Raw genomic sequence first — 11,071 nt, forward strand, 5'->3', positions numbered from 1 at the left:
TAAATTACACTATAAATGCGAATAATGTAAGAATGGCAGTTGATGTTGCGGAAGATAATTATGTAATATTAAAAGGAACTGTTCACAATGTTCCAACACAAATAGGAGGTTTTTTCTCTAGAAATGGTAATACAATACTGATTCCAAGAGCTGATTTTGCTGGTGAAATAGGAATTAGAGGTATTAAAAATTTTGCTAAAGAGTTTGCAAACTCCAATGGTGTTAAGAATATAAAAATAATTACAGCAAAGAGAACTACTGGTGCTTATCCTGGAAAAGTTCAAAATTTTTATTTTAAATTTTAGAAGAAAGAATTATGATTAAATTGTTAGTAAAATCTTTTGACCCTTCATTTAATAGATTAGATTTTATCAAATATATAGCTCAAAATACTCAAAAAGGATTAATAGAGTCAAAGAACGCTCTAGATATGATGATTGATAACTACGAAGTATTTTTTGAAGTAGAAGATAAAAACGTCCAATTCTTTATCAAAGAAGTATCGAATTTGGGTGTGGAATTAGAAGTGATGGGTAATGGTTCAAATAAGTAATTTACTAAATTTTAGATTAGTAATTTAAAATATTAGTTACAGTAAATAAAAGGGTGGGCTTATTGTTCATTCTTTTATTTTTGAGTACAGAAAAGCTACGTTATTACTGGGTACTCTCTATTCAAAACCACGACAAAAGGGGGGCATTGAAATATTCAGTCACAACAAGGGGTTAGTCAAGTGTTGATTTCTCAGTATTATAAAATACTATAGGGGTATTCATTTTTTGAATATCCCTATTTTTCTTAAGAAGCAATAAGATCTGTAAGGTTATCTTTTTCTTAGCCATAGTCATGTCAATAAGTTTTAATTCGTTATTATTTTCATCCTTACTCGTTTGTAACGAGTACCGTAAACGATATGAATAAAAATATGCTGAGAAGTACAGTTTGTTATGTTTAATGTGTCTGTAAGTCAACAGCTCGTGCACTAATAACTAATAAGAAATAGCAACCTCCACACCAATGTTTTCGTTCCTGGTATGAGTACTTCCTTCAAACAGCAAAAAATATAAAAGCTACCTTACATTAAGCTGTAAGGTAGTTTTTTTATGCAGTTAAAACGAAAAAGCAAGCCAAGTCTCCTTGATAATCCGTACTTTTGTGTTGCTATGAAAATTGCTAAGCCTGCACACTATTTTAAAAAATTTGAAAGATGTTTTTGTTCTTATCAAAGGCCCAATAGGTTGTTTTTTACTAAGAAAATACATAAATGCACTTACCAAGAACCTGAAAAAGTTAAAGAAACTGGAAAGGAAGCGTTTCAATTACGTTTATGGGATGCTCGAATTGGGAGGTGGTTAAGCCCTGATCCAGCTGGTAAAGGAGACGCTCCTTACACAGGTATGTATAATAATCCTCTGAAATATATAGATCCAGATGGAGCAGATACATTGAATGTATATAGGTCTAAATTATTAAGCTTAAGAGGTGTTAAAGATAGTTATGGTACTACAACTACATACGGTGCCTATAGATTAAATTTTACGATAATTAAAAATGGTAAAAGATTTAAGCAAAAATTAGTTTTGTATATGTATACTAATCACGACTACGAAAATTTAGGATTGAACGGGTTAAATCATAAGAAAGTTTTTAAAGCTCGTTTTAAACAAATGGGTGATCATGAAAACGAAAAAGGATGGGAGAAGACAGTTAATATTATGAACTTGATCAATAACCCTGAAAACTCTGTTATTTACTTACACCCTGGAGACCCTCTCTGGAATTCGGGATGTAAAGCAGTATGCCGAAAAGATAATGTGCCTTTTGGACCAGGTAAATATGATGAAACGTTTAAAGCAACTCAAGAAGGTTTGCATGATATTAGAAACTTATATAACACTACAGATAGACAGGGGTTCTTTTTTAATTCTGGATTTAATATGCCCGCAAGTCTAATTCCGAAACCATCTTCTCAACCTATTAGAAAGGGATGGGTTAGTTTTGAGGCGACTCCTACATTATCATTTCCAAAAGATTAGTAATATGAAGAAAAAATTGGTTTTAATTTTTTGTTTTGCATTCGGTAATTTGTTAGGTCAGAATAAAATTGATTTTGATAAGCATATTGAATCCATAGAAAAAGAAGTTTTTATTTCAGAAATTTTGAAAGGTGAGAAAAATGTGAATAAAAGAAGTGTAGACTATGCTTTGCAATACCTTAGAAAAAATGGAATAAAAAAAAAATATATAACGGATAGAAGACTTTTAAGAAAAATAGATTTAATTGAATGTAAAGATTCATCACATATTTATTTTTCTGAGAAATTAGATGTTAATTTAAATATAGATGTAAAAATCTATTTTAAAAAGCTCGATTCTGAAGAGCAGAGCTCAATTGGTGATAAGCAGGATACCTTATACTATGGACTTCCGGTGTTAGCAATAGATTGTATAAAAATTGAAGTTAATGGGAAAAGTATTAAAATTCCAAAAATAGTATATAAGAAATTTTTTGAGGTTTCGCAATGTAAGAGTGTTTTGTTTTATCAACCTATTGAAGTTTATAGTTCTAATGATGGAGAATATATATTTATTTATATGCGAGGAGGAAGTGCAGCGGGTTCTTATTTAGCTAAACTTATTTTCAATCAAAAAAGTTATATTACGGAAATAGTGGCGTCTTATAGAAATCTTCGCGAATGGGGGGCATTCAGAAATAGAAACTTTTTAGGTTTTTAATATTACCTCCAATACCGAAAGAATGAGCGAAAAGGAGTAGTGCTACCGCACGAATCCTTTCGTGTGGAGAGTAGGAGTATTCAAAACAATAATAAATATCAAAGCTACCTTACATTCATTTGTGAGGTAGTTTTTTTATGCAGTTTACAGTTAAAAACAAGCTAAAAATCCCTGAAAATTCGTATTTTTGAGCTGCTATGAAAATTGCTATGCCCGCACAAAATTTTAGAAAATTTGGAAGATGTTTCTATTCTTATCAAAAACCAAATAGGTTCTTTTTTACTAAGAAAATAGATAAATGCACTTACCAAGTACGTGAAAAAGACCCTGAAACAGGGAAGGAAGCTTTTCAGTTACGATTATGGGATGCTAGAATTGATAAATGGTTGACAACAGACCCAAAAGGTGAGTTTAATTCACCTTATCTAGGAATGGGGAATAATCCAATGAATGGTGTTGACCCTGATGGAGGACTATTTTTAGTTGATGATTGGTTGATAGGTGGTTTTAAAGGATTGTTTAATGGAGAAGGGTTTTTGAAAAGTGCAAACAGACATTTCAATAATTCTGCAAAAATATGGGGTGGGTTATTTACTTCGGATAAAAACAAAAGTACCATTGGACAAATAGGAGAGGTGATTTCTAGAAATACATATCAACTACCTCAAACTGTTGTAGGTTTTTTATCATCACATTTAACTAATATGTTTGATAGGGTTGACAATGTTGGTTATACTGCTGGTGCAACTGTCCTTAGTGTAGGTAAATCAAGTGGTACACCATATGGGTATTGGGGAGTTACATTAGGAACTTATATTTTAGGTAGTACTGGAGATATTGCTGCCGATAGAAATAATAGTTTGTTTAGACACGAATATGGTTATTATATTCAAAGTCAGAAGTTAGGATGGGCGTATTTTCCAGTCATAGGAATACCTAGTGTTTTAAATGAAATGGGGGTGTTTGGAGGTGAGGAAATTGACGGGTTCTATACTGAAACATGGGCAGATAAACTTTCAGATGAATATTTTGGTAATTCTAATAGTACTTCGTCTATTGAGTTTCAATTAATAGAGAAAAGTAAAATGTTTAAAATGAATATTCCAACTATTCGTCCATTATCACCTGAAATTAGAAAACCAAGAGCTAAAAAAAATATGCACCTAAAGATACATACGAATTTTAAATATTAATATATGACTTTGTTGGATTCAAGGAGTTTTTTTTACGGAGGATTTATCTTATTGTTTTTTTTTATTTCATGCAGCAGAGGTACTTCTGTCATTATAAGAAATTATAATAATTATGCCATAACAATGAATATTTCATTAAACTTTAAGAATGAAAAAATCACAAAAAAGTTAGTTTCATTAATAACAGATAGAATTATAGAAAATGAAGATTTTGATGTTGAAAAATTATTTTTTTTACAAGAGTATAGCCATAAAAATAAAAATATCAGTATTAAAATACCTCCTAAATCAACTATCTTTTTGAACAGTAAAAGAATCTTAACTTCAATAAAATTTAGATATGATGATAAAGTTTTTGAAGAAATTGTTAAAGGGAGTTTTTGTATGGAAGGATCTAAAACTTATTATTATAATTTGATGCCCTCTGTCCCAGATGCCGCGAGAATGAGCGATAAAGAGTGAGGCTACCCCTGATGCCGCAAAAATGAGCGATAAAGACTAGTGCTACCACACGAATCTTTTCGTGTGGCGAGTACGAGTAAGAAAACAATAAATATAAAGCTACTTTACATTAATTTGTGAGGTAGTTTTTTTACGCAGTTCGTAGAAAAAAACAGGTCAAGTTTCTTTAAAAATCCGTATTTTTGAGTTGCTATGAAACTTGCTATGCCCGCACACCATTTTAAAAAATTTGAAAGATGTTTCTATTCTTATCAAAGGCCCAATAGGTTGTTTTTTACTAAGAAAATAGATGAATACGCTTAACAAGGGCAAAAAAAGGCTGGTTTAACAGTCTAGTCTGGAGGAAGTCATCTAAAGATCTTTAATTTAGAAGGAAGAATGATTACGACAATACCTCATAGTCCTCATGCACAAGGTACCATAAAAGGTATATCTGAAGCTATTATAAGAGAAGCAGGATTTAATTAATTAATACTAGGTATAATAATGAATAAAGATACGGAAGAAGTTTGGTTATTTAAGCTCTTTTTAGAGAGTGATAATGGAGAAGAATTACATTTCAAAAAGGCGAATGAGTTAATGGATTTGATTATTTTGTGGGCAGAAAAAAATGGATGTCAGATAGGGGGAGGATATAGAAAGCCTAATGAAAAAGATTTAGAGATATAATGATTCCCTCGCTCCAAGACGAATGAGCAATAAAGATTGTGCTAACGCACGAATCCTTTCGTGTGACGAGAAGGAGTAATAAACAATAAATAGAAAAGCTACTTTACATGTGGCTGTGAGGTAGTTTTTTTATGCAGTTAAAACGAAAAAGCAAGCCAAGTCTCCTTGATAATCCGTATTTTTGAGTTGCTATGAAACTTGCTATGCCCGCACACCATTCTAGAAAATTTGAAAGATGTTTTTGTTCTTATCAAAGGCCCAATAGGTTGTTTTTTACTAAGAAAATACATAAATGCACTTACCAAGTACGTGAAAAAGACCCTGAAACAGGGAAAGAAGCGTTTCAATTACGTTTATAGGATGCTCGAATTGGGAGGTGGTTGACTACGGATCCTTATGGGCAGTTTAGTTCTCCTTACCTTGGGATGGGAAATAATCCTATGAATGGTGTTGATCCAGATGGAGGAGAATGGAGACCTGATGAGGATGGTAATTTAGTAGCTGAATTTGGAGATAATGCAACGACATTAGCTACTTATTTGGGAATATCTAAGACAGATGCTCAAAAAATGATTAATGACTAAGGTTTTTTAGTAGATTACACTAATGGAACAGGGTGTGATTTGGCAGAACATCAAGTGCTAAAATTAGTTAATTTATCTAATAATCCTAATTATGAATATGGATTTCCTAGAGGATTAAATGGTACATCAGGATTTTATAATAGAAATTAGAATGAGTAAAAAGTATTTAATTTTAATATTGACTGTAGTAATGTTTTGTTGTAAACAAAAAAATAAACAGATTATTATAGTGGATAATAGTAATAATGTTTTAGCTAAAATATTTGAAGAGGATATTATTAATTTTAACTCTATTGAGAATGAGATTAAGCTTTCGAATGAAGCAGTTAAAAAACTGAATAACATTAATTATGATCTCCTATCTGAATGTAGATTAGTTCTTAAGGAAAAAGAAGAACGTATTAAAATATCTATTTTTCTTGAGAACCAGTCAATTACTAAATATTGTCCGTATATAGAATTTAATTCTTTGAATGGCTTTTTTACGCGAAAAAAAGATGTAATTAAGATAAATATAAATAATCATTCTCGAAAAGATTTTCCTTGTAATACTGATATTACAGAAATAAAAAGATTTTTTGAATAATGAAAACCCCCGCACCTTGACATTTAGCGTTAGCGGAAATGGCAAGCATTAAAAGAAAGTTTAAAAAGAAACAAGCATATTATTAGCCATTTGCAATGGCAACACAAGAAGTTATAAAAAGCTACTTTACATTAGGTTGTGAGGTAGTTTTTTGGTTTTAAGAAGAATAAGCTTTTTTAGCGTTAAAGTTTTGTAAAAGACAATCAAGAGTATAAAGTATACATTCCTTGTCTTTATCAGGTAAGTTATTTAAGTCTATCTAACAAAATAGGGGCTTTAAATAAATCAGCGTTTTCATTCTCCCCGCACCTTGACATTTAGCGTTAGTGTAATGGCAAGTTTTAAAAGGAATTTAAATAAGAAACGAGCATATTATTAGCCATTTGTAATGGCAAAACGAGCAGTTATAAGAACTATCTTAATCTAGTAATTGAGGTAGTTTTTTTAAGCAGTTCGTTGAAAAAAACAGGTCAAGTTTCTTTAAAAATCCGTATTTTTGAGTTGCTATTAAACTTGCTATGCCCGCACACTATTTTAGAAAATTTGGAAGATGTTTTTGTTCTTATCAAAGGCCCAATAGGTTGTTTTTTACTAAGAAAATACATAAATGCACTTACCAAGTACGTGAAAAAGACCCTGAAACAGGGAAAGAAGCGTTTCAATTACGTTTATAGGATGCTCGAATTGGGAGGTGGTTGACTACGGATCCTTATGGGTAGCATGCTTCTCCTTGTATGGGGATGAGTAACAATCCTACTTTACATTATGACCCTGACGGCGGATGCGATCAACCTGATTCTAGTTGTGGATGGTGGAAAAGACGTTTTTACTCTAGTACCCAAATAGGTGCTTGGGAAACTTGGCGATCAATGGGAACAACAGGTTCTCAAGACATACTGAATAATGTTACTATAACTGGTATTCCTAGAACAACATTGGTAAGTAGAGCAATGGAAATGGAAACAGAGAGGTTGTTTCATAGATAGTTAAGTAATGATATGGGTATTCAAAATGTTTATGAAGATTATGATACTAGGTTTGAAGCTTTTGCTAGTTTTTTTAAATTTGTGTCTCCGAATGTCCCAAATATTCCTAGATTTGTATCAGGAACATAGAGGTCAGCTTCTCAAGCTAGATGATTATGTAAAGTTATTCCAGCCAATTAGCGAATTTGATGTTACTACAACTCTTTACAGGGGGCTTTCAGGAAGAGAAGCTACTAAATCGGCAATTTTGACGGATAATGCAACTGTAGCGGCTACATATGTTAAGAATGGTATGAGTGTACACAGTTATAAAGTAACCCGTTTTGCTTTGTTTAAATTAGAACAACTAGGAAAGCTAACACATTATACAGGAAAACACAAAGTAACAGGTCTTACAAATACTGAATATGTATTTCCTTCTAAAGATTTGGTGAAAGCAATAAATAAAATAGGCCCCCCTTTTAAATAAGAAAAATGAAATATTGTTGTCAAAAATTTCAAGTATCTCACCAAGCCCAAAAAAATATGGGGTTAAATATTAGGGTAATTAAATTGACCAAGCAATATATAAATGAAAGTGAGAGAAGAGGTTTTCCTATTAAAAAAAATGAATTGTATAGTTTTATTATTACAGAAAATTATGAAGAAAAGTTGACAAATAAAGGTCAGTCTACTTTTATTAACTATTGTCCTTATTGTGGAAAGAAACTTAATAAATATTATTCAAAAGATGATTTTATCAATGAAACTAATCATGATTGGTAAAGAAATAGCTCCGCACCTTGACATTTAGCGTTAGCGTAATAGCAAGAAATAAATGGAATTTTAAAAAGAAACGATAGTTTAATAAGCCATTTGCAATGGCAAAACGAGAAGTATATTAAAGAGCTACTTTACATTAAGTTGTAAGGTGGTTTTTTGTTTATACATAGAAGGAAGTATACAAAAGAAAACAGTTGCCATTTTACTACAGTTTTTGGCAATTCGCCCTTTAAGTTATCTATTTTTAAAATCTAAACTATAAGGGTTTTTCCCGCTCTCGCTAGTTTGTAACTAGTAGCGTTCACGAGTAAGCGTGGTTGTATAATATTAAAGAACTACATTACATTAATTTGTGAGGTAGTTTTTTAACGTAGTTCGTAGAAAAAAACAGGTCAAGTTTCTTTAAAAACCCGTATTTTTGAGTTGCTATGAAAATTGCTATGCCCGCACACTATTTTAGAAAATTTGAAAGATGTTTTTGTTCTTATCAAAGGCTCAATAGGTCGTTTTTTACTAAGAAAATACATAAATGCACTTACCAAGAACGTGAAAAAGACCCTGAAACTGGTAAAGAAGCGTTTCAATTACGTTTATGGGATGCCAGAATTGGAAGGTGGTTGACTACTGACCCTTATGGACAGTTCAAAAGTCCATATATGGCTATGGGAAATAATCCAATAAATTTTATAGATCCAGATGGAGGTTTTTGCTATGATACCCAAGGAAATCAAATTCCTTGCCCTGATGGTTATTGTCAGTATGAGGGAGCAACTATGGAGCATATGAATTTTTTGGAAGAAGCTGTTGTTACCTTTAGTAATAAGCAAAAAATAATAGATAGTGGAGATATTTATTTTGAGTTCACAGGTGATAAAGTAAACAACAAATTAAGAGTAGATGGTCAATTTAAGATGATGATGGGAGGAGAAGAGTTATTGAGTTGGTCTGCTAGATCACGTTCGACTAATTTATATCCAACTCCAAACTGTGAATGGGAGTTAAGTAATTTTCATTATAGAGATGGAGAACGAGCAAACACTCAGCATAAAAAAACTTCCTCGCAGAATTATTGGAAGAATAGTGCGATGACTAGCGCAGATGGTATTGGGTTTAGTGTTAATATAACACCAGAGCCAAAATATGGTAGGAAATATTTAAGAGTACATCCAGATGGGAATTTACCTGGGACAAGAGGTTGTATTGGAATAACATGTACAGGTGAAGACTTGCAGATTTTAGAAAATCACCTGAAATTTCATACATCTGGATCGAGTAGGGCTTATTTTTTTATGAATAATAGCTATGATGGTAATCATCCGGAATTATGGACAAAATAAATTAATGAAATGAGAATTTTTTATTTTTTAATTTGTGTTTTGCTTATTTCTTGTCAGGCTAAAAAGTCAGATCCTTTAAAAAAAGATATTGGAAACAAGCAGATAAAACATAAACAATTGAAAATCGATATTGATGTAAAAGATAAATTAAGCTTAAAAAAGAATAAGGTTATTTTATTTTATAAAAGCTTATTTAGTAGTGATACTATAAATATGAAAGAGTTTAACTACTTTTTTGGAGACTTTTATATAGGGGCTGAGAGATATTATAGAGAGAAGTTAGGGTATAATAAATCGAATTTTCAAGAGTTTAAATTATGTTTGGATGATTTATCTAGTTGTAGGTCAGTTATTTTTTTAGAAATTCTTAAAAGAAAGAAAGAGTTGTTATTTGAATATAGATTTGAAACTATTGAAAAATTGATAAACGAAAGTAAGTTAGTTGATGGAGCGATAATTTTAAATTTTCCTAATGGAAAACAGTTTAAATTTTATTTTAACGATAAATCATATTTTGAGAGTATAATTTTAGATACGGACATTGATTTTATGTCACCTTTTCAAGAATAGATGCTATAAAACCCCTGCTAGCGCTCGTTTGTAACGAGTGCCGAGTAAGAGTAAGCAAAACAACAAAAAATATAAAACCCCGATAGCGCGGACTTGTAGTCCGTGCCCTCTAAGAGTAAGCAAATAATACATATAAAAACTACTTTACATTAGATTGTGAGGTAGTTTTTTTATGCAGTTAGCACGATAAAACAAGCCAAGTCTCTTTGATAATCCGTACTTTTGTGTTGCTATGAAAATTGCTAAGCCTGCACACTATTTTAAAAAAATTGAAAGATGTTTTTGTTCTTATCAAAAACTAAATAGGTTGTTTTTTGCTAAGAAAATAGATAAATGCACTTACCAAGTACGTGAAAAAGACTCTGAAACAGGTAAAGAAGCGTTTCAATTACGTTTATGGGATGCTAGGATTGGGAGGTGGTTAATGACAGACCCTGCTGGGCAATACCATTCTCCTTATTTAGGGATGGGTAATAGTCCGGTTAATGGAATAGATTTTGACGGAGGAATTTTTGTGAGAGGCAAAAGGTATTACTGATACGCAATTCGAAAATTGGAAGAATAGAATGAAAAGTATAATAGGAGCAGCTAGATTTAATGATTTGGAAAAATCTAGTGTTCATATAATGGTGCATTTTACAAATGCCCCTATTATGGGAGGTAGTCTACAAGGTAAAACTACAACTGTTTTTGATTATCAAGGTAACGCGTTTTTTGATAATTTAAAAGTAAAAAGTGTACCTATTTTCCATTTCTTCGGGAATGGAAACAATCAAGGTATTGTTGATTTTACACAATTGAGATTCTATTCTAACGAACTTCAAGGTTCAACGATTAAGGTAAAAGGAAAGGAGATTGAAGTAGGTAGTTTTGAAGAAACTTTAAATAAGATAGAAGGCCAAGTTTCGGTAAGTAAAATTGAAATTTGGATTGATTTAACTAAAAATTTTTATACCAACTCACATGAAATTGGACATGCGTATTACTCTATTAAAAACCCTGAAAAAGCTTTTTTATGGAGTATAATAGCGAGTGGTTCAAATTGGTTTAATCAGTCTGGAGCAGGATATTTATTTAATAATCCTTCGGGAATTTCTGCACATAAATTTGAACAAATGACGCCAAGCAGTGATAGAAAAAAATCTTTGAAGCCAACACATTTTTAAAATTATGAGAGTATTTTTAG

15 protein-coding genes are annotated in these 11,071 nt (G+C 31.5%); all 15 read left to right on the forward strand.

Annotated features, from left to right (window positions below; genetic code table 11):
- Window positions 1–32: 32 nt before the first annotated feature.
- Window positions 33–305: a hypothetical protein gene (locus ACXAG7_RS19525; protein ID WP_476667863.1), complete on the forward strand. Its 273-nt coding sequence runs from the start codon at window positions 33–35 to the stop codon at window positions 303–305.
- An 11-nt stretch (window positions 306–316) separates the two neighbouring features.
- Entirely contained in the window at window positions 317–553 is a 237-nt protein-coding gene (locus tag ACXAG7_RS19530; protein WP_476667864.1) for a hypothetical protein, read from the forward strand.
- 610 nt (window positions 554–1,163) lie between these two features.
- On the forward strand, window positions 1,164–2,036 hold the full coding sequence (locus ACXAG7_RS19535; RefSeq protein ID WP_476667865.1) for an RHS repeat domain-containing protein: 873 nt from the start codon (window positions 1,164–1,166) through the stop codon (window positions 2,034–2,036).
- A 4-nt stretch (window positions 2,037–2,040) separates the two neighbouring features.
- On the forward strand, window positions 2,041–2,736 hold the full coding sequence (locus ACXAG7_RS19540; RefSeq protein WP_476667866.1) for a hypothetical protein: 696 nt from the start codon (window positions 2,041–2,043) through the stop codon (window positions 2,734–2,736).
- 197 nt (window positions 2,737–2,933) lie between these two features.
- The gene (locus ACXAG7_RS19545) at window positions 2,934–3,929 is read left to right on the forward strand and encodes an RHS repeat-associated core domain-containing protein (RefSeq protein WP_476667867.1); all 996 of its coding nucleotides are present in this window, start codon (window positions 2,934–2,936) and stop codon (window positions 3,927–3,929) included.
- 123 nt (window positions 3,930–4,052) lie between these two features.
- A complete protein-coding gene (locus ACXAG7_RS19550) occupies window positions 4,053–4,391 on the forward strand; it encodes a hypothetical protein (RefSeq protein ID WP_476667868.1) in 339 nt (112 codons plus the stop codon).
- Window positions 4,392–4,877: 486 nt separating this feature from the next.
- Window positions 4,878–5,060: a hypothetical protein gene (locus tag ACXAG7_RS19555; RefSeq protein ID WP_408044138.1), complete on the forward strand. Its 183-nt coding sequence runs from the start codon at window positions 4,878–4,880 to the stop codon at window positions 5,058–5,060.
- A gap of 380 nt (window positions 5,061–5,440) precedes the next feature.
- Complete coding sequence (locus tag ACXAG7_RS19560) at window positions 5,441–5,644, forward strand: hypothetical protein (protein WP_476667869.1); 204 nt, start codon at window positions 5,441–5,443, stop codon at window positions 5,642–5,644.
- Between the two features lie 151 nt (window positions 5,645–5,795).
- Window positions 5,796–6,230 carry a hypothetical protein gene (locus ACXAG7_RS19565; RefSeq protein ID WP_476667870.1) on the forward strand — a complete coding sequence of 145 codons (435 nt, stop codon included), beginning with the start codon at window positions 5,796–5,798 and terminating at the stop codon, window positions 6,228–6,230.
- 1,017 nt (window positions 6,231–7,247) lie between these two features.
- Window positions 7,248–7,685, forward strand: a complete 438-nt coding sequence (locus tag ACXAG7_RS19570) for a hypothetical protein (RefSeq protein WP_476667871.1) — start codon at window positions 7,248–7,250, stop codon at window positions 7,683–7,685.
- A gap of 5 nt (window positions 7,686–7,690) precedes the next feature.
- Complete coding sequence (locus tag ACXAG7_RS19575; RefSeq protein WP_476667872.1) at window positions 7,691–7,981, forward strand: hypothetical protein; 291 nt, start codon at window positions 7,691–7,693, stop codon at window positions 7,979–7,981.
- A 425-nt stretch (window positions 7,982–8,406) separates the two neighbouring features.
- Window positions 8,407–9,315 carry an RHS repeat domain-containing protein gene (locus ACXAG7_RS19580; protein ID WP_476667873.1) on the forward strand — a complete coding sequence of 303 codons (909 nt, stop codon included), beginning with the start codon at window positions 8,407–8,409 and terminating at the stop codon, window positions 9,313–9,315.
- Between the two features lie 9 nt (window positions 9,316–9,324).
- Entirely contained in the window at window positions 9,325–9,885 is a 561-nt protein-coding gene (locus ACXAG7_RS19585; protein ID WP_408044159.1) for a hypothetical protein, read from the forward strand.
- 232 nt (window positions 9,886–10,117) lie between these two features.
- Window positions 10,118–10,423 (forward strand): RHS repeat-associated core domain-containing protein, encoded by a 306-nt coding sequence (locus tag ACXAG7_RS19590; protein ID WP_476667874.1) that lies wholly within the window; start codon window positions 10,118–10,120, stop codon window positions 10,421–10,423.
- Window positions 10,424–10,451: 28 nt separating this feature from the next.
- Window positions 10,452–11,051 carry a hypothetical protein gene (locus ACXAG7_RS19595; protein WP_476667875.1) on the forward strand — a complete coding sequence of 200 codons (600 nt, stop codon included), beginning with the start codon at window positions 10,452–10,454 and terminating at the stop codon, window positions 11,049–11,051.
- Window positions 11,052–11,071 lie beyond the last annotated feature (20 nt).

It is taken from the genome of Tenacibaculum sp. AWR4_210 (genome assembly GCF_056160945.1).